Here is a 24,272-nt window from a genome sequence, read left to right on the forward strand (position 1 = left end):
AATGGCGGCGCAAACGCATGGCGAATTTTCGAACTGCAGTCATAAGGTTTCCTCCAGTCTGCCAGCTTTGAGAGCGGCATAGGTCTCGGGTGTGTCCACATCCGCGTAAAAGCCGGCCGAGGCCGAGGCGTGAAACTGGACATGTTCAGGAAGGGTGCGGGTGAATTTCTTGCATCCCGGTGATCTGGGATCCGCAAGAAGACGCGCGCGCAGGTTTGCGGGCACCACGATCGGGTTTCCGCGTTGCTGTTCGACAACCGGAATAGAGATGCGTGAAATATCTGCCGCTGCATGCGCCGCCAGCAACGATTTGATGTCATCAGACGTTAAAAGCGGCTGATCCCCCAAGCCGATCAAGAGGGTATCGCCGTCTGTTGCCGCGCGCAGCCCGCAGGCGACCGACGTCGGCTGACCCTGGGCGTAGTTGACGTTGAAAACGGTTCTGGCGTCACTGCCCGCCAGTGCGGCCTCGACCTCGCTCGCCTGATGGCCTGTTACCACCAGCACCCGTCCATCCGTTGCCCCGCTGTAGACATCAACCACATGTCGGATCATCGGTACATCGCCAATGGGCAAAAGCAGTTTGTTCCGCTCTCCCATCCGGCGTGAAAGCCCTGCGGCCAGTATGATAGCGGTGACATCAGGCATCGGTCTGTTTCACCGTCGCGCGCCGGTTCTGAACAAGTTGCGCCAATATGGACAGCGCAATTTCTTCTGGCGTGACCGCACCCAGATCAAGACCTGCCGGGGCCTGAACGCGGTCGATAGCAGATTGTTCAAATCCGGCGGCGGCCAGTTTTTCAGCAAGGGCGGCGTATTTTCTGCGGCTTCCCACAAAGGCCACATAGGACGGTTGCGCGCTCAGCGCGGCCTTGAGGGCGTCAAGATCACCCTGCCCCTGCGTGGCGACAACGACAAAGCATCGCTGGTGCTGTTTGTTCTGCCCCGGTGTCGGCGACACCGACCAGTGGAACTGTGGAGCAAGCGTGCCCAGCGCCTGTGCCACCGGCGATGTGCCCATGACAACAAGTTGCGGTGATGGCATGCAAGGTTCGATGAATATATCGACCGTGCCGCGCGACGGACAACCGTTGCGGGCAAATTGCGTGCCATCCACTTCATCACCTGCGGACACGCCTTTTTCTGCCAGCAAATCTTCGGGGGCGACCGACACAAGCTGCGGCGTTCCGTCTTGCAAGGCCCGCAGGGCGGCGCGTTTCACCGCGCCCCGTGTGCAGCCGCCCCCCAGCCAGCCTTGCAGAATTGTTCCATCCGCGCTCAGCAACGCCTTGGCCCCCGGTTTGGCGGCGGTAGAGCCCGCAGTGCGCACGATGGTGGCAAAGGCAAAAGGTTCGTCCCTGTCCCGCAGCGCCTGCGCGGCCTCGGCCAGATAGGTCGAAAGGATTTCAGCCGGGGTCATAGCTGTGCCAGCTCCTGTTCCAGCGCGGCCAGATCACCCAGCGTGTTGGCCGCCTTGAAGACATCCAGATAAGGGAGGGCTGCCGCCATGCCTTCGGCCACTGGTGCGTAATCGGCCCAGCCTTTCAGCGGGTTCAGCCAGATCACCTTGCAGCCCCGTTTGCGCAGCTTTTCCAGTGCGGCGGCGATCATCTGGGGGGCTTCGGTATCATACCCATCCGAAAGGATCAGCACGACGCTGCGTCCATCGACAAAGCGTTTGGCGTAAGTGTCGGCAAATCGCATCAGCGATGGCCCGATTTTCGATCCACCGCCGAACCCATCTGCCATCAATGACATCCGTCCGATTGCGCGCATCGCGTCTTTGTCACGCAGGGCCTCGGTGATCCGCACCAGTCGGGTGTGAAAAAGATAGGCATCCGCGGTCGTATCCGCACGCATCAAACCGGCAAGGAACGCCAGAAAGACCTGCGCATAAACAGACATCGAACCGGAGACATCGCAAAGTGCTACGATCTTGCGCGTCCTGTCGGGGCGCTTTTTCCGAAGCAGGCGCAGTGGCTCTCCTCCGGTGGCCAGACTGTGGCGTATGATCTTGCGGAAATGCAGCCGGTCGCCTTTGCGCGCGGCAATGCGACGGCGCGAGCGCGTGTCGCGCAAAGCGGCGCCGATGCGGCGCGCGACGTCTTCGGCTTCGGCAATTTCTTCCGGGCGGACAAGATCACGCAGGTCACGCCGGTTCAGGTTGCGTTGTTGCGTGGCGATCAGTTTTCCGGTTCCGTCACTGTCTGCCTCCCCGCCCTGATCATCAGGGGCGGTGGACATACCGGATGCGCCGGCATCTTCGCCCTTGGCATCGCGTGAGGAATGAACATCATCACTTATCGTAGAGGACGGCGTGGGAACGACCTTCTGCCTGACACGCCCCATGTCCATCCAGTAGCTGTCGAACAGATCGTCAAACCGTTCGGTTTCTTCCTTGCAACCTGTGCAGACGGCACGCAGGGCGCGGCGGCTTTCATCGGGCCGGGCCGCATCGACTTCGCACAGGGCGGCCATGGCCAGATCGGCCTCTGCCACCCCCAGGCGCAGCCCGTTGTCGCGCAAGTGCCGGATGAACCCAGCAACGCGCGCGGAAGGCCCGGGGTCACGTCCGGCAAATTTCGTGACACGGCTCATGCGGCTTTACCTGCGATGCGCCCCGCGACCACAGGCGTGATCTGTGCCTGATCGCTTTGGGTTTTCAGCAACGTCGTCAGCGTTGATTGCAAAACGGCCGGATCGTCGGTCAGATCTGCGATACCAAGACCCATCAAGGCAGCGGCGAAATCCAGCATCTCTGCCACGCCCGGGGTCTTTTCCAACTCTTCCTCGCGCAGCTTCTGGACAAAGCCGACAATCTGACCGGCCAGCCGCGTTTCAACATCCGGGCAGCGCGCCTTGAGGATCGCCAGTTCGGTCGTCCGGTCCGGGTATTCCACGTAGGTATAAAGGCAGCGGCGGCGCAGTGCGTCTGACAGATCGCGGGTGCCGTTGGATGTCAGGATCACGATTGGTCGTGTCGCGGCTCTGATCGTGCCAAGTTCGGGTATCGAGACCTGATAGTCGGAAAGTATTTCCAGTAGATATGCCTCGAACTCTTCATCGGCGCGGTCGATTTCATCGATCAGCAACACCGGTGGTGTGTCCTGGGTAATGGCCGCCAAAAGCGGGCGCTCCAGCAGAAAATCCCTTGAAAAAATGCGATCTTCGACAGCTTTACCCGTTTCGCCCCCTTCCGCCGCAGCGCGGATGGACAACAGCTGACGTTGGTAATTCCATTCATAAATGGCCTGCGCAGCATCAAGGCCCTCATAACATTGCAGCCGGATCAACCGGGTGTTCTTGACGGCGGACAACGTGCGCGCAATCTCAGTTTTGCCCACGCCAGCCGCACCCTCAAGCAACAACGGACGGCCAAGGGACATCGCAAGCTGAAGTGCTACCGCCAGATCGTCCGAGGCGACATAGCCTTCACCCGCAAGGGCTGATTTCAGATCATTCCAGGTCATGGGCAAGCTCCGCAGGGCGGGGAAATCCCCGCCCTGTCTTCAGGATCAATCGTGCAGACCAAGCTCATTGGCTGTGCGCCAGATCCGCCAGTGGTCATGCGGCATGTTCGTGTGCCGGTTGCCAAACGGGCGGAATGCATCTTGCACCGCGTTTGAAAAACAGGGCACGCCGCCCACATGCGGGCTTTCGCCTACGCCTTTGGCCCCAATCGGGTGGTGCGGACTGGGTGTGACGGTAAAGTCGGTTTCGTAATTGGGGACTTCCCACGCCGTCGGCAGGAAAAAATCCATCAACGTACCCGTCTTGACGTTGCCCATGTCATCATAGGCAATCTCTTGTCCCAGTGCGACAGCAAGCGCTTCGGTCAGACCGCCATGTACCTGCCCTTCGATGATCATCGGGTTGATCCGTGTGCCGCAATCATCCAGCGCGTAAAAGCGGCGGATTTCCGGCACACCGGTGTCCACGTCAATGTCCATGACACAGACATAGGCGCCGAACGGATAGGTCATGTTGGGCGGGTCATAATAGCTGACCGCCTCAAGCCCCGGCTCGAGCCCCGGAATGGCCTGATTGTAGGCGGCAAAGGCGATTTCCTTCATCGTCTTGAACTTTTCAGGCGCGCCTTTCACAACAAAACGATCGACATCGAATTCCACGTCATTGTCGTGAACCTCAAGCAGGTAGGCCGCGATCATCTGCGCCTTGGCGCGAATTTTGCGCCCCGCCATGGCTGTCGCAGCCCCCGCAACAGGTGTGGAACGCGACCCGTATGTGCCAAGGCCATAGGGGGCCGTGTCAGTATCGCCTTCCTCAATGGTGATGCTGTCTGCCGGGAGCCCAATCTCGGATGCAAGGATTTGCGCAAACGTTGTCGCGTGCCCCTGCCCCTGAGAGATGGTGCCAAGCCGCGCAATCGCCGACCCTGTCGGGTGGATGCGGATTTCACAGCTGTCAAACATGCCAAGCCCGAGGATATCGCAATTCTTCACTGGCCCGGCGCCCACGATCTCGGTGAAGAACGACAGACCAATCCCCATCAGCTTGCGCGTCTTGCCCGCCTTGAAATCCTCGACCCGCTGCGCCTGTTCGGCCCGCAGCCCGTCATAATCCACGGCTTTCAGCGCCTTGTCCCAGGCCGTGTGATAGTCGCCGCTGTCATATTCCCAGCCAAGCGCCGCTTTATACGGAAACTGTTCCTTCTTGATAAAGTTGATCCGCCGCAGTTCTGCCGCGTCCATATTCAACTCGATCGCAAGCACTTCGATCATTCGCTCGATAAAGTACACAGCCTCGGTCACCCGGAACGAACAACGATAGCTGACCCCGCCCGGCGCCTTGTTGGTGTAGACGCCATCGACTTCAAGATAGGCTGTCGGGATGTCATATGATCCCGTGCAGATATTCATGAATCCCGCCGGAAACTTGGTCGGGTCGGCACAGGCATCAAAGCCGCCGTGGTCCGCCGTTACATGGCATTGCAGGCCGGTAATCTTGCCTTCCTTGGTGGCCGATATCTTGCCGGTCATATGATAATCACGCGCAAAGGCCGTGGTCATCAGGTTGTCCATCCGGTCTTCAATCCACTTCACGGGCTTGCCTGTCACGATGGACGCAACAACAGAACAGACATAGCCCGGATAAGCGCCGACCTTGTTGCCAAATCCGCCGCCGATATCGGGCGAAATTACGCGAATGTTGTGTTCCTCAATGCCCGAGATCAGCGAAACCACGGTCCGGATCGCATGCGGGGCCTGAAACGTGCCCCAAAGCGTCAGTTTGCCATTCACTTTGTCCATGGACGCAACGCAGCCGCAGGTTTCCAGCGGACAGGGGTGGGTGCGGTGGTAATACATGCTTTCGCTTGCCACGACCTCGGCATTGGCGATCACCTCTTCGGTCGGACCTTTGTCGCCTGCATCCCATGTGAAAATATGGTTGGGGTGCTTGCGCGGCCCGTGTGCACCATCCGGGATGGAGCCGTCTTCGCCAACCAGATCCTCACGCAGCACCACATCCGATTGCAGCGCTTCGAACGGATTCACGATGACAGGCAGTTCTTCGTAATCGACCTCGACAGCCTCAATGCCATCGGCGGCGGCATAGCGGTCTTCGGCAACCACAAAGGCCACTTCCTGACCCTGAAACAGCACCTTGCCATCGGCCAGCACCATTTGTTTGTCACCGGCCAGAGTTGGCATCCAATGCAGCCCCAGCGGTTCAAGATCGGCGGCCGTCAGAACGGCCAGCACGCCGGGCACTTCCAGCGCAGCGGCGGTGTCGATATTCTTGACCCGCGCATGCGCATAGGGAGAGCGGACAAAGTCGCCAAACAGCATGCCGTCCAGTTTGATATCGTCGACATAGTTCCCCTTGCCCTGGGTAAAGCGGGCATCTTCAACACGCTTGCGCGAACAGCCCAAGCCCTTGAGGTTATCGACGCGTTCGTCGCGGGTGATTTCGTCCTTCATTCTGCGGCCTCCTTGGCTGCATTCATTTCAACCGCAGCGGCCTGAATGGATTTCACAATGTTCTGATAGCCCGTGCAGCGACAAATATTGCCGGCCATGCCAAAGCGGATTTCTTCTTCGGTCGGGTTGGGGATTTCCTCCAACAGCTTGGTCGCGCGGGTGATCATACCGGGCGTGCAATAGCCGCACTGCAAGCCATGGTGTTCCTTGAACGCCTCTTGCAGCGGATGCAGGTTATCAGGCCCGCCGATCCCTTCAATTGTTGTCACCTTGGCGCCATCGGCCTGTGCCACGAACATGGTGCAGGATTTCACAGATTTGCCGTTGATCGTGACGGTGCAGGCCCCGCAATGGGACGTTTCGCATCCGATATGCGGCCCGGTGATGTTCAGCCGCTCGCGCAGCGTATAGATCAGCAATTCGCGGGGTTCCGCCAAAAATTCCTCGTCCTTGCCGTTCACGTTCAGTTTGATGTGCATTTTCTTTGACATTAAGTGTTCCTCTTACGCCCGCGACCAGGCGCGCTCGATGGCGCGGCGCAGGATGACGCCAGCCACATGGTTCTTGAATGCAACGGGGCCGCGGTTGTCCTCGGTCGGGTCGATATCGCCCAGCATCGCAGCAACGGCAGCGTCCAGCGCGGCCTTGTCAACCGACGTCCCGACAAGCGCGTTACCGGCATCTTCGGAAAAAATCGGCGTGTCGCTAAGGTTCGTCATCGCGATCGCGGCACTCGTGCAGTTGTCGCCATCCTTGACGATCTGCACGGCGGCGGCGGCAGTGGCATAGTCGCCAATCTTGCGTTTTTGTTTCTCGTACGCGTAACCGCCCTTTGGCGCTGGGATGGTGACAGCGGTCAGCACCTCTTCGTCCTCACGTGCGGTCATGTAGGCGGCTTCATAAAACTCCCGCGCGGGAATATCACGTTCGCCATCCGGCCCGATCACGGTGAACACCGCGTCAAGGCATTGCATCAGCCCCGGCATATCGTTGCCCGGATCGCCATTCGCGACGTTGCCACCAACAGTGCCCATGTAGCGAACCTGGGGGTCAGCGATTTGCAGGGCTGCTTCGCGCAGGATCGGTGCCACATCTGCCAGGCCGGCATGGTCAATGATTTCGGCCTGTGTGACCATTGCACCGATGCGAATGCTGCCATCTCCGATTTCGATGTCGGACATGCCGCCCACGTCTTGCAGATCAATCAAATGCGGCACGTCGGCCATGCGCAGTTTCATCATCGGGATCAGGCTGTGCCCGCCCGCCATGACACGCGCATCATCGCCGTGCTCTTCCAGAACAGCCAGCACACCGGCCATGTCTTTCGGACGATAATATTCGAATGAGGCTGGAATCATAATCGCTCCTCCCAAAGCAGAACTTCCTTTGGGAAAGCGTGCATGTCCGTGCCTGTCACGGCACTAGAAAATCAATGAAACACCGATAATTTGCACGAAATGCGGCCCCTCATGCACCAATTGCGCCGCCATGCGACGCAAGCACATCCTGAACCATCTTCAGTTTCGATCGGCTCACCGGGGCGGGCGGCAGATCACCTCGGTCAAACAAACACCGCCCCTTGTCTTTGGTCCGTTCAAATCGCGAGACACGGGCAGGATTGACCATGTAGCTGCGATGGGTTTGCAAGAATCCAAGAGGCAAAAGGCGTTTGAAAGCCACGGTGATCGGCCAAACACAGAACAACCGTTCGTTTTCGGTATAGATCTGTGTATAATGGCCATCGGCCCGCACAAACATCACGTCCTTTGCCCTGACAAAGATCTTGTGGCCATCCGCTTCGCAGGGGATTTGCAATTCCGCATTCAATTGACGTTCTGGTTGGGGTTCCGGGCGCTTGGCTTCTGATCCGGGCGCGACCAGATACGTCACACTTACCCAAAGACACGCCCCGAAGATCACGAAACTGAAGAAAATCACCCCAAGCGCAAGGGTTTCATTGCTCATGGCGGGGCCGAATTCCGCAACATTGGGTTCCTGCACGAAATTGGTCTGTGAAATCGCCAGAAAATGCACCGAGCATACCGCAGCCGCGAAACAAATCGTCCCCAGCACAATATTGCGTTTCGTGCGTTTTCCGTAAGCGATCCAAAAGGCAAGCACGCACAGCCCGATGGCCACAACCGAAGAAAAGACGACACCAGACGTCGTGTAGACGGCACGGCACAGTTCCAGACCGGCCATGCCGATATAGTGCATGACAAGAATGCCGATCCCGACAATGGCGCCCGCAAGCGAAATGATAAGCGGTGTGCGCCGAGCAAAATGCAAAAGGATCAGGGCCGCCCCGACGAGAAGTATGGCTGACAGAGCCGACACCAGAGTAATGGCCGCATCATAATAAAACAGAATTGGAAGTTTCAGACCCAACATGGCCACAAAATGCATAGCCCAGATGCCGCCGCCCAACGCAATGGCGGCAAGTGCTATTGCAGCTTTTTTCTGAAACATCGGTTTTTCCGACAAATCGCGGGTCAGCGAAAGACCGGTGAACCCGGCAACCAGCGCGACGATGCAGGACATCGCGATCAGGAAACTGCTATGATTGACGGTCAGGAATTCCATGCCTCAGAGGATGACCAAGACTCGGGCAATTTGTAAACAGTGCTGTTCGAACGGCTCAGGATTTCGCCAGTGTTCGCAGCCAGGGCCTGCCGTGTTTCAGAATGGCTCGAAATTTTTGGGGCGAGATGCCACAGAGCGGAAACTTGAGCCCGAGAAGCTGTTAGAAAAATCGAACAAGCCTTCGTTTTTTACCAACGGCCATTTTGAAAACGGGTCGCAACCAGATGATGTGCGCTGCGACCCGCGAGTTTGCTTGCGACTACCTGATTTCGACCACAACCTGCCCTATGGTTCCGGTAAACGGCAACGGGGCCTCGTACTCGTGGGTGACAGGCTGGCCGCTGTCCTCTCCGATCCCGAAGGTGTCGATGCCAAAGCGGGCAGGCACTGTGGCGTCCAGGCTGCCTGTCGCGACCTCTTTATCGTTGACGACAAGCGTCAGGTCAGCGCCCGCACCCAAAGCACCGTCTTCGCCCAGATAATCGAACTTCACGGTGATCTTGCTATCGCCTTCAGACAGGGGCTCGGTTCCGCGCAAGACAGTGTGCTCTTCAAAATAATTGTAATCGAAGACAGGGACACCTGCATCAAGGTAAAGCACAAGCCCCGCCGCGACACCGCCAAAGCCGACAACCACGCCTTCGGTCCCGCTGCCTTGCGTCGTGATATCGGCCGTCATCGTCCAGGAGTTGTTCTTCATCGGCGGCGCAGCCGGTTCATGTGCTTAATGTTCATTCGTCTGCTTTAAATACCGGTGCCGCCCAAGGATTTCTGGCACAGGATCATGCCGTATCTTTCGGCCTCGGTTTCAATCTGTTCCGGACTTAGCGTTATGGCCGCATAAGCGGACCCGGGACGATACCGTGCGTCATGTTCATCACCAGGGTGCCAGACACCCACATTTCCGGCTTCGACCGGTTTCATCCAGTGCCAGGATCCGGGCGCAACGTCATATGCGACGCCCACGGTGATCAGCTTGTCCAAAAGCGGGCCGCTCAGCGCCACGTCTCCATTCAAATGACCGCTTGTAAATGTCATGCCGCGATATTGGGCAAACGCCAGCGAGCCGGTAACGGGCGAATTGGTCATCTGGACCGGTTCGAGGCCGGAACCAAAAACGGCATCTTGCAAGTCTTCAATGCGCGTCAGCGACAAGCGCGACCATATGCCCTTTGGCGCTGGTCGATTTGTGTTGTTGTCCAATATGTTAACAGGTCGCAATCGCGCTTTGCTCCTTCTAATGCGCATTTTTCTGCACAGAAAACCGGGCAGAACAGCTCAGATATGAAGGATAAAGACATCAGCCCCATGAAAGGTTCCGATCTGCGAGAAAAATCTTCTGCCAACCTCGCCTGACACGACGCACCCTGCCCCGCCTGGCGGGCGCAACACAGCCGGGATCAGCAGTTCAAATCTGTGGTTACGATCACCGGGGGCTGATCAAGCTTTGCTGGCCCCAATTGCGCGGATGCACAGGCTGCCCCACCGCCGGCGCGGGGATGTCAGTAAGATCTGTCTGGCGAAACCACGTGCCACCAGAATGGCAGCACATCGCGTCAGTCCAGTTCGGTCCAGGGCCAGGGCTTAACCTGACTTGCCGCCGTTTGATATCGTGCCGCTTTTGCAATCCAGATGCCAAGGTCGGTCCCGAACTCTGCAAGCCGCGCATTCGGTTCCCTGTTGCTGACCAGCATGATGACAAACTGAACAATTGTCGCGAGGCCCAGAACCGTTTGCGCGAACGAGATCATCACGGCGATCAGCAACATGTAGACAAGCCGCATCAGCATGCTGTCAGGCGTCTGCGGTTCGATCTGTTCTCCGTGAAGGCGACCTTCGATTTTTGCGTCTTCTTCGTTCACTGTTTCATCCCCTTTCGTCCGGATGCACCCACAAGATGCAGAAATCCTCACATCTGATGCGCATAAAGACCGTAACACTATTCAACAAACACGTCAGTATCTGTTGACTCTGTCACGCGGCGGTCAAAGGCTGCCGGACGGACAGCCAGCACGTTATTCAATACTTTTCGAGGATCACCATGAAGTCACGACAAATTCGCCAGGACGGGAAAAAAGTATCAGAAGTCGGTTTGGGATGCTGGAGCTTTGGTGGCTCTTACGGCCCGACCACGCAAGGCGAAGCGCACAACACCCTTTCGGCGGCGCTGGACCTTGGGGTTGATTTTCTGGACACGGCCAACGTCTACGGGATGGGCGTTTCCGAAACGATCATCGGGTCGTTCCTGAAGGGCGACAGCGGTCGTTTCACCATCGCGACCAAGGCCGGGATCCGGCGCGATCCCGAGACGGGCAAACGCGGGTTCGACAATACTGCGGATTACCTGCGCACCGAGCTTGAACTGTCATTGTCGCGACTGGGGCTGGAGCATGTCGATCTTTTCTACATTCACCGTCGTGACCAGAACGTGCAAATCGAAGACCTGATGCAAACGCTTCTGCGGTTCAAGACAGAAGGCAAGATCGGCGGGATCGGTTTTTCCGAGATTTCACCAGCGACCCTGCAAAGGGCTGTTGCTGTCGGTCCTGTGGATGCCGTGCAAAGCGAATATTCCCTTTGGACGCGTCAGCCCGACCTCGGGATGATAAGGGCATGCAAGGAACTTGGCGTTGCATTTGTCCCGTTCTCGCCGCTGGGGCGGGGCATGTTTGCGCCAGTTCCGCCTGACCCGGCGACCTTTGAAAAGGGTCATTTCAGAACCGGAACACCACGTTTCACCGAACCCAATTTCAGCTACAACGTCAAAAAAATCGAAGGGTTCAAGGCACTGGCCCGCGATCTTGATACAAGCCCGATCGCGCTGGCAATCGCGTGGTGTCTGGCTCGCGGTGATCACCTTGTTCCCATTCCGGGAACGCGCAGCGCAGATCACCTGAAAGACTGTGTCGCGGGCAGTTCATTCCCGATGACAGAAGATATCATGACCATGATCGAGCAGGTTCTTCCGGCCGGATGGGCGCATGGCGACCGGTATTCGCCTGATCAATGGCACGGCGTCGAAGGGTATTGCTAACGGCTCAACCGATGGTCGGCTGTCGTTCCGGGCATCGCTGTCACCCGAACAGCAAATGGGCGCCTATTCATCCCCAGTGTTGGGATATCCGGCTTTGGTCACAGGTGGCCAGTGCGGGTGATGATCATCAATGATGTAGGGATGCGCGTGCGATCGGCCATGCCGCACATGCGGATGATCGTCCGCCAGATTTTCGTGGGTGTGCTGCAGAACCTCAGCTTCGCGCTTTGGCCAGAACACCAACGCCCCGGCCAGACCGATCGCCGCCAGAACGGCAAGCGTGACAAAGGCGGTGGCGGCCCCGGCAACGGTCATCAGCCAACCGGCCAGCGGATAGGTCACGAGCCAGCAGGCATGCGACAACGCGAACTGGGCAGCATAGACTGCGGGCCTGTCCTCGGGATGGGCCGAGCGTTTAAGCAGTCGTCCCGACGGCGTGAGGATGGTTGAATACCCCACCCCGATCACCAACCATCCCGCCAACAGCACAGTCCAGCCAACGCCATTGATCACCGTCATCAAGGCCAGACCCAGCAGGATGACAACCAGCACGGCGGCACCGCCGATCATCACCGGCCGGTCCGGTCGATGATCCAGCAGCCTTGGCAACACAAGGGCGGCAAGCATGGAGCCACTGCCAAATGCGGCAAGTGCAATGGCAACCCGAGTGTCGTCAAAACCCAGATCAGAGCGTACCAGCACAACGGTATTGACCAGCACCATCGCGCCCGCCGCCGCTGCGGCAAGGTTCAGCGACAGCAAACCGCGCAGCCGCGGCGTGGCCAGATAGATGCGCATGCCCCGCGTTGTGCGGTCATAAATGCCGCGCCGCGTTGTTTCCTGCGGGCTCGGCAGAAGCACCGAAACCACCAGCAGGGCCGAACCGACAAACCCGATCACCGTTCCGAAAAACAACGCCTGATAGCTGACAAAAACCAGCACGATCGCCGCCAGCGTCGGACTGATGATGTTTTCAAGATCATAGGCAAGTCGCGACAGGGACAAGGCGCGGGTATAGCGGTCTTCTTGCAGCAGGATATCGGGGATCGTCGCCTGAAATGTGGGCGTGAAGGCGGCAGAGGCGGATTGCAGCACAAATATCAGCACATAGACCTGCCACACCTGCGTAACAAACGGCAGGCAAAGCGCGACAACTGCGCGAACCAGATCAAGGCTGACAAGCATGGAGCGGCGCGGCCAGCGGTTTGCAAAAGCCCCGGCGACGGGCGCGATACCAACATAAGCGACCATCTTGATTGTAAAGACCGTCCCCAGAACCAGACCGGCCCGGTCGCCCGAAAGATCATAGGCCAAGAGCCCAAGTGCGACAGTGGCAAGCCCGGTACCCAGCAGCGCGACGATCTGCGCCAGAAACAGGTGGCGGTAGGTACGGTCGGCAAGAACAGATAGCATATCAGACCTTTGGGGTGGTTCGCGTTGGCCCCGGCATCTGCCAGTACAGGCAAACGGAGTGGTACCTGTGATGTCTACAGTAACACAACGGTCAAATCAGGCCTGAAAGCACGTCCGTCCGGTTCAAATGGTTGCTGTTCAGATCTTACAAAGGCGCAGCAGCGTACCCGCGATACGCATTTACATGCGCAGGGTGTTCGCAGTCTGTCTGCCGATTAGGCGCATTCTTTGGCTTATCTCAACGCAGGTTCGTTCGCGATGCTGTCGGACGCGACGATGGAAGCGGCAATTATGTTGCCCAATGTGCGTGCCACGCAAGCCCCCGAATGTGGCGCACGGGCCAAAACTGACGGACGCATCTGGCTGAAGGAATGCGGTGATCCCTGCATTTCGTGCGAAACGGCAAAGACCCGCAGGAAATCGGCGTAAGGATCGCTGCCGTCCTGGCGCGGGCGATAGTGCATGCGGCCTTCACGCGTTTCCGCCTGATAGATCGTTTCGCCTTCCTTGATCGTTTCCAGCACGGTTATGCCGTCAATCGTTTCGGGGTCGATGGCGGTGGGGTCATCCGACAGGATGACCAGATCGGCCAGCTTGCCAGCTGCAAGGGAGCCTTTGCGATCTTCTTCGAAATGCTGGTAGGCGGGCCAGATCGTCAGCGATTTCAAACCCGTCAGAACATCAACCCGCTGCGCCGGGCCAATAATATCGTTCGAGCGCGACCGGCGTGTCACGGTGGCATCCAGAATCCGCATTGAATCGGGAAACGCCACCGGCGCATCGTGATGGCTTGAAAACATCATACCGCGATCACGCACCCATCCGGTGGGCGAAATGTTATCGGCAGCCGCAGGACCAACCGTGCGGTCGCGGTGCCAGTCGCCCCAGTAAAAGGTGTGCATCGGAAACAACGACGGGAACACATCCAGACGGTTGTAGGCATCTACCTGATCCTCGCGCAGAAACTGGCCATGGATCAGAACCGGGCGGCGGTCGGCCTGCCCGTGCGTCTGGGTTGCAGTTTCGATCGCGCCAATCAGGATGTCTGACGCACCTTCGCCATTGGCATGGGTCAGAATTTGCACATCGTTGGCAAAGGCCCAGTCGATCGCGTCAAATACCTGATCGCCCGTTGCCGCGCTGTAGCCCTTGTAATCCGAGCGCAGCCCTTCGGGCGGTTTGAAATAGGGGCGGTCCCGCAAGGCGGTAAAGCCCTGAGGCGATCCGTCGATGGTCAGTTTGGCGCCCCCCACGCGGAACCTGTCCTTATAGTCGCGCGACTGGTTTTCCACAATGAAATCGCGGTTCACCAGCACGTCGGGATAGGTCACTACATCGATATCAAGACCTTCTTCGGTGGCAACGGCCTGCATTAGCCGCACAACGGCGGGGATAGATCGCCCCTCTTGCGCGGTGGTATAGCCAAAGCTTGCAATCAGTTCCGTTCCGGCGCGGAAAATCGCGCGGTTGGCATTTTCGTCAAGGCCGCCAAGCAGCCCGCCGATCACCATATTCGCTGCGTTTTCTTCCAGAACACCGCTGGGCTCCGTACTGCCATCGCGCCGCCGGATCACCCCGCCCGCAGGATCCGGCGTATCGGCTGTGATCCCCGCCAGTTCCAGCGCCTTGGAATTCGCAACCCCCAGATGGCCCGACTGATGCACCGCATAAACCGGGATTTCCGTCGAAACGGCATCCAGTTCGTCACGGGTCGGGTGCCGCTGTTCGGCTAGCTGGGCATCGTCATAGCCAAAGCCCAGGATCAGGCCCGCCGCCCCGACACGCTCGGGCTGGGCCTCGGCAAAGTCGCGCAGCACCTGCTGCAATGTGGGGATGTCGTTGACCGAACCATCAGGTGCCGGTAGCAGATTGGCCGACAACGCCTGAATACCGATCATGAAGACATGGCCATGGGCGTCGACAAATCCGGGGATCATCGTGCGACCAGCCAGATCGATCATTTGTGTCTCGGGCCCTTTGAACGCCATGATATCATCTGCGGTTCCGACGCCCAGAATAAGACCATCCTTTTCGGCCAGTGCCTCGGCGCGCATCGCGTCATCGACCATGGTCAGGATCGGACCACCCGTCCAGATACGGTCGGCCACCACGAGGCCGGTATCTTGCTGCGGGGCCGCACTGTGCTGCTGGCGGAAATACTCCCATGCATCGATCACGCGCCCGTCCGCAAGGGTGCAATAGCCACGGTCGCCATCCGCCTCGCGTTCGATGGCATAGGTTCCACCCTGCGCAACGCAATATGTCGCGGCGGGGTTTGCCAGTTGCGTGCTGCCGCCTGTCTGGTTCTGGGCGTGCTGCTGGCGGAAATACTCCCACGCATCAACCACGCTTCCGTCTGCAAGGGTGCAAAGCCCGCGCTGCCCGTCGGTGCCCTCCTCGGTGGAATAGGTTCCGCCCTGTTCGATACAATAAACCGCCGCAGGGTTCGGCAATTGCGACGCAGCGGCCAGAGAGGCAATCATGCTGAAGGTGAAAACGGTGACAATGGCCATAAATCGAAGCATCAGAATAAATCCCCGGCGTCAGAAGAGTGAGAAAGTTGTTTCAAAATCTAACTACAAAAACCAAAACGGACAATCTGGGGTTTAACCGGCTGGGAAAAACCGAACAGTTCGCCTTAGGTGAAACCTAAATCGCGGGCGCGATGCGTCAAAAGATTGATCCCGGCGCTTTTCCGCTTTTTCACAAACAGCGATCGAATTCGGCAGGGCAGCCATGGGATTGCGGCCTAACAGTGCCGCCTGCGCCGGGTTCAGGTGGCCTGGAATGGCGCCTAAGCATCGCGCATCCGGGCCAGTGGCGCTTTGTCAACGTGCACCAACTCTTTGCGCAGAAAATCCTCGAATGCGTTGGCAAGCACCGATGCGGGCCGATGTGCAGGAGTAAGAAGCGAGATACTGCTGGTGATCGCTGGGGTGAAAGCCTTGTAGGTGATGCCCGGCGCGGGGCTGGTGACGGCAGTTATCCGGTCAACCACCGCGGCGCACAGACCCGATCCGACAAGTTGCAGCGCAGGCAGCAGGGTCCGCAGGACAAACCGTGTGTTCAGTGTGGCGTTATCGCGAACGAAAGCGCTTTGGGTGGATCGGGTCAGAGGGTGTTCCGCGAACAGCGTGGCCATCGGGTAGTTTTCCAGATCGGTCGGGGTCAGAACATCCTTGCCGGCAAGCGGATCCTGATCAGAAAGCGCGATCACACACTCGGAATCAAAGGATTCGAACCTGATCGAACCGCGTTGCTTTGGTGTCTCGGCCAAGCCGATGTCAAATTCCTGCGACGCGATCAGATCCTCGACCGCCTGCGAATTGCGCATCGTCAGATCTGCCTTGACCTCGGGCCTGTCCTTAAGGAACGCAGCCAGAACCTTGGGCATGAAAAAACCGGATGATGCGGGATGACAGGCGATCCGAAGGCTGCCGCGATCCCGGTTGCCAAACTCGGACATTATGCGCGCCGTCCGGTCCAGCCGGTCCAGCACTTCTTCGGCCTCTTCCAGAAAATAATGCGCCTCGGGCGATGGCGTAAGACGCCCGTGTTCGCGCACAAACAGCCGGAAACCCAGCTCTTTTTCGATGTTCAGGATCATCGTGCTGACCGCAGGTTGCGTGCGAAACAGCGTACGGCTTGCTTCTGAAATTGAACCGCTGCGCATCACTTCGCGGAACGTCTGAAGTTGCCGTATGGTCAGGTTTGCCAGCATGATATAAATCCAGTTTATGGCTATAGTAATATTATAGATTTGAATTTATGGCCAGCCTGGAACGATGCTGATCCCGAACTTTGATGCGAGGGGGGGATCATGGATCGTTTCATGTCTGTATTGCTGACCGGGCTGATCTGCTTTGTTGCACTTGGACAATTTGTGCAGGTGATCACCCGTTATGTGCTTCAGATCCCTGTCATGGGTCTGGAAGAGACAATGCTTTATCCCACGATCTGGCTTTATTTTTTCGGCGCCATCAACGCATCGCGCGAAAACACCCATATCCGCGCCAACGTGCTCGAGATTTTCATAACATCCCCTCGGGCGCACACTATCCTCGCGATCATTGGCGAAATCATCAGCCTGATCGTCGGCCTCTGGATCCTTAGCTGGGCCTGGGATTACACCCGCTACGCGTGGCGTGTCTGGCGTGAAAGCCCGACGCTTTACATCCCTACCTTTTATTCGGATGTCGCACTTCTGGTGGGCGTGGCGCTGATGATGGCCTACACGGCCTGGCACCTTTCCCGCCACATCCTAAGCCTGAAAAACGGAACAGCCGCATGATCGAGATCGCGCTTCTTGCCATCGCCGTTCTGGTCATCACGCTGACCCTTGGCGTTCCTTTGCCCTACTGTTTCGGGGCGGCCCTGATGGTGATGTATTTCATCGGCGACGTCACCATGAAGGGGATGATGCTTTGGGGCGTGCAGCAACTGGGCAACCCCATCCTGCTTGCCATCCCGCTGTTTGTGCTGGCCGGAACGATCATGTCGGAAAGCGGGATCGCGGCGTCGTTGCTGCGGTTCGTGAATGCCTTTGTCGGCCATGTGCGTGGCGGTCTGGGCGTTGTGGCGGCTGTCAGCTGTGCCGTGATCGGCGCGATTTCAGGGTCTGGCCTGACCGGCATTGCCGCGATCGGCCCGATCCTGATCCCGGAAATGGAAAAACGCGGCTATCCGCGTGAATACGCAACCGCGCTGATCGCCAATTCCTCGATCCTCGGGTTGCTGATCCCGCCATCGGTCACCATGATCGTCTATGGCTGGGTAACGGACACGTCTATTCTGGCCTGCTTTCTGGCCACTCTTGGTCCGGGGCTGCTGATCATGTTCAGTTTTTCGGTCGTGAACCTGTGGATGAGCCGGAAATTCAACCTGATTCTGGACGACAAACCCACATTCAGCGAACTTTCGACAGAAGTCGCCAAACGCGGCTTTCACGCCTTTCCCGCGCTTTTGATGCCGGTGATCATCCTTGGCGGCATCTACGGCGGGATCATGACCCCCACCGAGGCGGCGGCGGTCGCAGTGATCTATTCGGTTCCGGTGGGCTTTCTGGTTTACAAGGGCTTGCGCCTTTCCAACTTTTTCGCAGCCGGTAAAGAAGCGGCGACCGCCGTCGGCGCAATCATGTTCATGATCCTGTTTTCGATGATCCTGAGCCAGATGTTCGTTTATGAAAGCATCCCGCAGCAGATCGTATCCAGCATCTTTGCGATCACGGAAAACAAGGTTCTGCTTCTGATTTTCATCAACATTCTGCTGTTTCTGGTGGGCATGGTCGTCAACGATGTGACAGCCATCATTCTGATTGCCCCCCTGCTCTTGCCCCTGATGACAGCGATTGGCGTCAGCCCTGTGCAGTTTGCCGCCATCATGGGCGTCAATACCGCGATGGGTGGCGTCACGCCGCCCTATGCATCGATCCTGTATCTGGGTGCACGGATCGGCAAGGTCAAAGTTACCAAGGTCATCCCACCTGCAATGTTCCTGATCGTGACCGGCTATGTGCCTGTCGTGTTTCTCACATCGTTCTGGCCTGACCTGTCTCTCTATTTGCCGCGCTTGTTCGGGTACTAAGCCCGGCATTTTCAGCCAAAGAAACCCAATCAAAGGAGGAAATCATGAAAACCCAAATCCTGGCCACCGCACTTGCCGCCCTGATGGCGGCATCGCCCGCGATCGCTGAAACCCTGAAGATGAGCCATGTGCGCCCGCAAGACGCCACCATCGACGTCGAGTTGCGCGCCTTTGCGGCATCCGTATCCGAAGCCACGGGCAGCGGTGTCGAAATCCAGCTGTTCCCGGCGTCGGCGCTGGGGGATTACACGACCGTGCAAGAACGGATCAGCGTTGGCGCGCTTGATATGGCGACACAACCCGCTGCCGCTGCCGCGGATCGCCGGATGCAAATCTCGTCCTTTCCCTACATGGCTGAGACATGGGCTCAGGCGCGCGCGGTCTATGGCCCCGGCGGCGTCGTACGCGATGTAATGACCGGCCTTTATGCCGAACAGGACATCACCATGCTGGCCGCATACCCTGTTTATTTTGGTGGCATTGCGCTGAACGTGGCAAATCCGGATGCGGCCAGCACAGCGCCAAACGGCATCAAGGTCCGTGTGCCGGGCATCAAATCCTTCCAGCTTACCGGCGAAGCGCTGGGGTACATCCCGTCGCCGATTCCGTTTTCCGAAGCGTTCACTGCCGTGCAGACAGGTGTGGTCGACGGTGTGATCGGATCGGGCGCGGAAGGGTATTATGCCTCGTTCCGCGATGTGACCAAAACATACATTCCGGCCAATACGCATTTCGAAGTCTGGTATATGATCATCTCGAACGAAAGCCTTGCAGCCCTTTCCGAAGACGATCAGGCCGCCCTGGCTGAACAGGCGGCTGCGTTCGAGGCAACCCGATGGACCGTCGCCGAAGCCGATCAGGGCCGCAACGAGCAGCGTCTGGTCGATGAACTGGGCGCAACAGTTGCAGCGCTTTCGGATGCAGATCTGGCGGCCATGTCAGCCAAGGTACGTGCCGAAGTCTGGCCTGCCGTGCTGGAAGATGTCGGTGCCGATTGGGGTCAGGCGATCCTGGATCAAGTGGCCGCCGCCAGCAATTAAAACAGAGTTTCGGGGTGGCGCGCTATTGCCACCCCGAAACGCAAGTGAAAGACACCCCCCATGACCTCGGATTATGCTATCATCGGCGGCGGGATCGTTGGCCTTTCAACGGCCTGGGGCCTGCTGAAACGCGGGCTGCGGGTGACGGTGCTGGATGGCGATGACGGATCGTTTCGCGCCAGCCGGGGAAATTTCGGGCTAGTCTGGGTACAGTCCAAGGGCATGAACCAGCCGCGCTATGCGCAATGGTCACAGGAATCTGCCGCCGCATGGGCCGATTTTGCAAATGAGTTGGGCGATGTAACCGGACGTGACGTCGGGCTCGCGCAAAATGGCGGCTATGATTTGCACTTCTCGGAAGAAAGCCTTGAGGCGACGGTCGCGCAATACAACGTTCTGAAAGAAAACCTGGGCGGCAACTATCCTTTCGAAGTGCTGGGGCACAATGCCCTGCGCCGCGAAGAACCGGCAATCGGCCCACGCGTTGCAGGGGCGATCCTGCACCATCAGGACGGTCACGCGAATCCGCTGAAACTGCTGCGCGCGCTGGCCGACGATGTGCGCCGGCTGGGCGGTGTGATCCTGAACGGCAAGACCGTGACAGATGTGGAAAAGACCGATCTGTTCTGCATCCGCTGCAGCGACGGTTCGGATATCCGGTCGCGCAAGGTGGTTTTATCTGCAGGTCTGGGCGCGATCACCCTTGGCCCGATGATGGGGTTCAAAGCCCCGATCCGGCCGCAGCGCGGGCAGGTTCTGATCACCGAAAAACTGCCCAAGCTGATCAACCGCCCGTCCCTTATCGCGCGGCAGGTGGACGAGGGCGGCATCCAGATCGGTGCCACCAACGAAGAGGTCGGCCTTGATGATCACGTCACACAGCCCGGCCTTTCCGGTCTGGCCGCAGAGGCGGTCGCTGCCTTTCCCGCATTGGCCAAGGCGCAGCTTGTGCGCAGTTGGGGTGCCCTTCGCATCCTGTCGCCTGACGGACTGCCCATCTATCAGGAAAGCCCCACGATGCCGGGGGCCTATCTTGTCACCTGCCACAGCGGGATCACGCTGGCTGCCGCGCATGCCAGGTTCCTGCCCGACTGGCTTGAAGCGTCAGAGGCCGCGCCAAATCTGGAGGTGTTCAGTGAAGACCGATTTGCCGTTTCTTGAAATCACCCCGTCACAGGATCATGTGCCTGTCCGTTTCGAAGGGGAAACCCTGATTCTGCCACGCGGCGACAATCTGGCCGGTGCCCTGCTGGTTGCGGGTGTCATGCCATTTCGTCATTCGCCCGTATCGGGCGCACCGCGCGGCCCGTTCTGCATGATGGGCGCATGTTACGATTGTCTTGTCGAAATTGACGGTACAACCCGCCAAGCCTGCATGATGCAGGTCAGCGAGAACATGGAAATCACCATGCCCGCCGCCAACGGGGGACATGATGTATAAAGCGGACCTTATTGTCATTGGCGCGGGGCCCGCAGGTATGGCGGCAGCCCGACAGGCTGGCGATGCCGGGCTCAGCGTGCTTGTTCTGGATGAACAGCCCGCACCGGGCGGGCAGATATACCGCGATGTAGAACGCGCCAGTTCCGCGCGCGGGGATATTCTGGGGCGCGATTTCACCGATGGCCTGGCTTTGACCCGTGGTCTGGCGCACGACAACATCACCCACCTGCGCGGGTCCGTCGTCTGGCAAATCGAAGATGGATCGCGGGTATCCTTTTCCCGCGACGGAGCCGCGGCCCTCGCAGACGGCAAGCGCATTCTGCTGGCAACAGGCGCGCTTGAACGATCAATGCCGGTGCCCGGCTGGACGCTTCCGGGGGTGATGACGGCAGGTGCGGCGCAAATACTGCTCAAGCAATCCGGGATTGTGAGCAGACGTGCCGTTCTGGTCGGGTCCGGTCCTCTTCTTTATCTTGTCGCGACCCAGATGCTGCGCGCGGGCGCACCGCCTCTGGCGCTGGTCGAAACGCAATCCCGGCAGGATTTTGCGAAATCGCTGCGCCATCTGGGCGGCGCCCTGCGCGGCTGGCGCTATCTTCTCAAAGGTCTTGGGATGCTTTGGCAACTGCGGCGCGCCGGTATCCCCCGCCATGTCTGCGCCACGGCAATAGCGATTGACGGCGACACAAAGGCGCGCGCCGTCACCTTTCACGCCGGCAACACAGATCACAGGATCGAATGCGAAACGGTGCTGATGCATCATGGCGTTATTCCCAACACGCAGGCCGCCAGATCCATCGACATCCCGCATCATTGGAACGCATCACAAAACTGCTTTGTGTCCGATTGCGATCGCTGGGGGCGCACCGCCGTTCCCAGTGTTTTCATCGCCGGCGATGGGGCGGCTATCGGCGGCGCAAAGGTTGCGGCCCTCGCGGGCCAGATTGCAGCGCTGGAAATTGCCTGCGATCTCGGCAGGATCACAACAGCCGAACGCGATGCGGCAGCGCTCCCGCTGAACAGGAACAACGCAAACGAACGCAGGGCGCGGCCTTTTCTTGATGCGGCCTATCCCCCTTATGCGGGGGCCGTTTTGCCGGCAGATGACACGATTATTTGCCGATGCGAGGAAGTGACCGCAGGCGCCATCCGGCGCATGGCAGCGCTTGGCTGTCTGGGTCCGAACCAGACCAAGGCGTTCGGGCGGCCGGGAATGGGGCCCTGCCAGGGGCGATACTGCGGTCTGTCGGTAACGCAGATACTGTCAGACACTCTTGGCACATCACAGGACAAGACCGGATATTACAGAATCCGCCCGCCTCTGAAACCGGTAACGCTGGGCGAAATCGCCGCGATGTCAGAAAGCGACGCGACTAAGGATTTAGAATGACCGGACAGGTTGAACCCTGTCGAAATCAGCGGCGTTAGCCCGGTCTTAGTGAATTTGCGGCACAACCCGCTTGTCTGTCTTTGTCCCAAAGTGATGAGCTGTCTGCCGCATGAACACTGTCCGATCAGGGCTGCCCGAACTCCGCAACGCCGCCCGGTCCGGTACACCCGCAAATCCTCCGACGAGGGGCTCGACCAGGACTTCAATTCGCTCGACGCGCAGGCTGAGGCCTGTGCCGCATATATCGCCAGCCAGCGGCACGAGGGCTGGGTTGCGGGCAAGACCCGCTACGATGACGGCGGCATCTCCGGCGGAACATTGGACCGACCCGGCCTACAGCGCCTTCTCGCCGATATCGACGCGGGCTACGTCCAGATGGTCGTAGTCTACAAAATCGACCGCCTGACCCGCTCGCTTGCCGACTTCGCCAAGCTGGTCGAGCGCCTCGATACCGCAGGCTGTTCCTTCGTCTCGGTCACCCAGGCCTTCAACACGGCCTCGTCGATGGGGCGGCTGACCCTGAATGTGCTCTTGTCCTTCGCGCAGTTCGAGCGAGAGGTCACGGCAGAGCGTATCCGGGACAAGATCGCGGCCTCCAAGAAGAAGGGTCTCTGGATGGGCGGCGTGCCTCCGCTTGGGTACGATCCGCATCCTGATCCGAGGACCCGCGGTCTCATCGTCAACGCCGAAGACTCTGAAACAGTGCGGACGATCTTCGCTCTCTACGATGACCTCGTCTGCCTGAACGCGGTCATGCGCCGGGCCAATGATCTGGGCCTGCGCTCCAAGTTGCACCGCTTCAAATCCGGGCGGGTGCAAGGCGGCAATCCGTTCTCGCGCGGCCAGATCTACGCATTACTGCGGAACCCGATCTACATCGGCAAGATCCGCCACAAGACCCAGGTATGGGATGGGCAGCATGAGCCGATCGTAAGCGAGGCGATTTGGGAACGGGTACAGGAAAAGCTGTCGGCTGCCAGTGCACGGCCAAGGGGTCGAAAGTCTGCTGCCAGGCAACTCGGTGCCAGGCCTATCGCGCCGCTCACCGGAAAACTCCGCGATGAAACCGGAGACCGGCTTACCCCGACGCACACCCAGCGTCATGGACGGCAGATCCGATACTACGTCTCGAACCGGTTGATCTCCGGCGGGACGGATCTGCGAGGCTGGCGATTGCCCGCGACTGCACTAGAGCGGGCTGTGGCAAACGCCATTGCAGAGCACATCGTCGAGGTCGCCCGCCGCCACCAGATTTGCGCAACCCCCGATCTGCAGCGCGACGATGCCATTCAGGCGAAGGCGCGACGACTAGCCAATCAGCTCTCAGAGGGCGCGCCGGAATTTCTGCAGAAGATCTTGGACTACGGGCAGATCACGAAGAACAGCATTGTCCTGCGGCTGAATACGGATGGTCTGGCCGAGGCGTTGGAAATGCAGCCCAATGAGATTGACCGTGCGGTTTGGACGATCGAGGCGCCCTTTGAACTGCGCCGACGCGGTGTCGAAGGAAAGATTATCGTCGGCGACAGTGAGCCCCAACCAGATCGCACGCTGCTTCGCGCTCTTTCCCGTGCGCATGTCTGGGCAGCCGACTTGCGCAACGGCAGGCCCCTTGGTGAGATCGCCGCGGCGACGGGTCATGCAGAATCCTACATTCGCACCCGATCGCAACTAGCGTTCTTGTCCCCCGAGATCCAAGGGGCGATCCTCGAAGGGCGACAACCGATAAACCTGTCCCTCGAACGGATCGTTCGAAAACCAGTGCCACTGGACTGGGATGCCCAGGCCAAACTGTATGGGTTCGAGGACGGCGCGCGGCATCCCTGATCTGGGCGTGACGCTC

The 24,272-nt window shown here is 58.9% G+C and carries 22 protein-coding genes; 8 read left to right on the forward strand and 14 right to left on the reverse strand.

Going from position 1 to position 24,272, the window contains the following annotated elements; all coding sequences use genetic code 11:
• Positions 1-39 precede the first annotated feature (39 nt).
• From OLX72_RS01495 to OLX72_RS01545, 11 genes are all read right to left on the reverse strand, one after another.
• Positions 40-648, reverse strand: coding sequence for a nucleotidyltransferase family protein (locus OLX72_RS01495; protein WP_433989625.1), 609 nt, complete (start codon positions 646-648; stop codon positions 40-42).
• The gene (locus tag OLX72_RS01500; RefSeq protein ID WP_433989626.1) at positions 641-1,420 is read right to left on the reverse strand and encodes an XdhC family protein; all 780 of its coding nucleotides are present in this window, start codon (positions 1,418-1,420) and stop codon (positions 641-643) included. Before OLX72_RS01500 ends, OLX72_RS01495 begins: the two co-directional genes overlap by 8 nt.
• Positions 1,417-2,598, reverse strand: coding sequence for a vWA domain-containing protein (locus OLX72_RS01505; RefSeq protein WP_433989627.1), 1,182 nt, complete (start codon positions 2,596-2,598; stop codon positions 1,417-1,419). The genes OLX72_RS01500 and OLX72_RS01505 overlap by 4 nt, the downstream gene beginning before the upstream one ends.
• Positions 2,595-3,470 (reverse strand): AAA family ATPase, encoded by an 876-nt coding sequence (locus OLX72_RS01510; RefSeq protein ID WP_433989628.1) that lies wholly within the window; start codon positions 3,468-3,470, stop codon positions 2,595-2,597. The genes OLX72_RS01505 and OLX72_RS01510 overlap by 4 nt, the downstream gene beginning before the upstream one ends.
• 45 nt (positions 3,471-3,515) lie before the next feature.
• The gene (locus OLX72_RS01515) at positions 3,516-5,942 is read right to left on the reverse strand and encodes an aerobic carbon-monoxide dehydrogenase large subunit (protein ID WP_433989629.1); all 2,427 of its coding nucleotides are present in this window, start codon (positions 5,940-5,942) and stop codon (positions 3,516-3,518) included.
• Positions 5,939-6,433, reverse strand: a complete 495-nt coding sequence (locus OLX72_RS01520) for a (2Fe-2S)-binding protein (RefSeq protein ID WP_433989630.1) — start codon at positions 6,431-6,433, stop codon at positions 5,939-5,941. The genes OLX72_RS01515 and OLX72_RS01520 overlap by 4 nt, the downstream gene beginning before the upstream one ends.
• A gap of 12 nt (positions 6,434-6,445) precedes the next feature.
• Positions 6,446-7,300 carry an FAD binding domain-containing protein gene (locus OLX72_RS01525; protein WP_433989631.1) on the reverse strand — a complete coding sequence of 285 codons (855 nt, stop codon included), beginning with the start codon at positions 7,298-7,300 and terminating at the stop codon, positions 6,446-6,448.
• Positions 7,301-7,409: 109 nt separating this feature from the next.
• The gene (locus tag OLX72_RS01530) at positions 7,410-8,525 is read right to left on the reverse strand and encodes an MHYT domain-containing protein (protein ID WP_433989632.1); all 1,116 of its coding nucleotides are present in this window, start codon (positions 8,523-8,525) and stop codon (positions 7,410-7,412) included.
• Positions 8,526-8,784: 259 nt separating this feature from the next.
• Positions 8,785-9,225 carry a hypothetical protein gene (locus tag OLX72_RS01535; protein ID WP_433989633.1) on the reverse strand — a complete coding sequence of 147 codons (441 nt, stop codon included), beginning with the start codon at positions 9,223-9,225 and terminating at the stop codon, positions 8,785-8,787.
• A 44-nt stretch (positions 9,226-9,269) separates the two neighbouring features.
• The gene (locus tag OLX72_RS01540) at positions 9,270-9,680 is read right to left on the reverse strand and encodes a hypothetical protein (protein WP_433989634.1); all 411 of its coding nucleotides are present in this window, start codon (positions 9,678-9,680) and stop codon (positions 9,270-9,272) included.
• Between the two features lie 401 nt (positions 9,681-10,081).
• On the reverse strand, positions 10,082-10,387 hold the full coding sequence (locus OLX72_RS01545) for a DUF4389 domain-containing protein (protein WP_433989635.1): 306 nt from the start codon (positions 10,385-10,387) through the stop codon (positions 10,082-10,084).
• A gap of 179 nt (positions 10,388-10,566) precedes the next feature.
• Here OLX72_RS01545 and OLX72_RS01550 point away from each other — a divergent pair, with 179 nt between their 5' ends.
• Positions 10,567-11,559: an aldo/keto reductase gene (locus OLX72_RS01550; protein ID WP_433989636.1), complete on the forward strand. Its 993-nt coding sequence runs from the start codon at positions 10,567-10,569 to the stop codon at positions 11,557-11,559.
• A gap of 63 nt (positions 11,560-11,622) precedes the next feature.
• Here OLX72_RS01550 and OLX72_RS01555 read toward each other — a convergent pair whose 3' ends face one another.
• The 3 genes from OLX72_RS01555 to OLX72_RS01565 form a co-directional block, all read right to left on the reverse strand.
• Complete coding sequence (locus OLX72_RS01555; protein ID WP_433989637.1) at positions 11,623-12,972, reverse strand: MFS transporter; 1,350 nt, start codon at positions 12,970-12,972, stop codon at positions 11,623-11,625.
• A gap of 233 nt (positions 12,973-13,205) precedes the next feature.
• Positions 13,206-15,497, reverse strand: a complete 2,292-nt coding sequence (locus OLX72_RS01560) for an amidohydrolase family protein (protein WP_114869195.1) — start codon at positions 15,495-15,497, stop codon at positions 13,206-13,208.
• Between the two features lie 269 nt (positions 15,498-15,766).
• A complete protein-coding gene (locus tag OLX72_RS01565; protein WP_433989638.1) occupies positions 15,767-16,693 on the reverse strand; it encodes a LysR family transcriptional regulator in 927 nt (308 codons plus the stop codon).
• 99 nt (positions 16,694-16,792) lie between these two features.
• Between OLX72_RS01565 and OLX72_RS01570 the strand changes: the two genes are divergently transcribed.
• The 7 genes from OLX72_RS01570 to OLX72_RS01600 are packed head-to-tail and all read left to right on the forward strand — an operon-like array spanning position 16,793 to position 24,256.
• On the forward strand, positions 16,793-17,263 hold the full coding sequence (locus tag OLX72_RS01570) for a TRAP transporter small permease (RefSeq protein WP_114869193.1): 471 nt from the start codon (positions 16,793-16,795) through the stop codon (positions 17,261-17,263).
• A complete protein-coding gene (locus tag OLX72_RS01575) occupies positions 17,260-18,558 on the forward strand; it encodes a TRAP transporter large permease (protein WP_114869192.1) in 1,299 nt (432 codons plus the stop codon). The genes OLX72_RS01570 and OLX72_RS01575 overlap by 4 nt, the downstream gene beginning before the upstream one ends.
• A gap of 44 nt (positions 18,559-18,602) precedes the next feature.
• Entirely contained in the window at positions 18,603-19,598 is a 996-nt protein-coding gene (gene dctP / locus OLX72_RS01580; RefSeq protein ID WP_114869191.1) for a TRAP transporter substrate-binding protein DctP, read from the forward strand.
• 60 nt (positions 19,599-19,658) lie between these two features.
• Positions 19,659-20,759, forward strand: a complete 1,101-nt coding sequence (locus tag OLX72_RS01585; protein ID WP_114869190.1) for an NAD(P)/FAD-dependent oxidoreductase — start codon at positions 19,659-19,661, stop codon at positions 20,757-20,759.
• The gene (locus OLX72_RS01590; RefSeq protein WP_254684699.1) at positions 20,734-21,039 is read left to right on the forward strand and encodes a (2Fe-2S)-binding protein; all 306 of its coding nucleotides are present in this window, start codon (positions 20,734-20,736) and stop codon (positions 21,037-21,039) included. The genes OLX72_RS01585 and OLX72_RS01590 overlap by 26 nt, the downstream gene beginning before the upstream one ends.
• Entirely contained in the window at positions 21,029-22,429 is a 1,401-nt protein-coding gene (locus tag OLX72_RS01595; protein ID WP_368073732.1) for an NAD(P)/FAD-dependent oxidoreductase, read from the forward strand. The genes OLX72_RS01590 and OLX72_RS01595 overlap by 11 nt, the downstream gene beginning before the upstream one ends.
• 9 nt (positions 22,430-22,438) lie before the next feature.
• Positions 22,439-24,256: a recombinase family protein gene (locus OLX72_RS01600; protein WP_433989639.1), complete on the forward strand. Its 1,818-nt coding sequence runs from the start codon at positions 22,439-22,441 to the stop codon at positions 24,254-24,256.
• Positions 24,257-24,272: the final 16 nt, after the last annotated feature.

Source organism: Sulfitobacter sp. TBRI5 (assembly GCF_051013555.1).
GTDB lineage: Bacteria > Pseudomonadota > Alphaproteobacteria > Rhodobacterales > Rhodobacteraceae > JL08.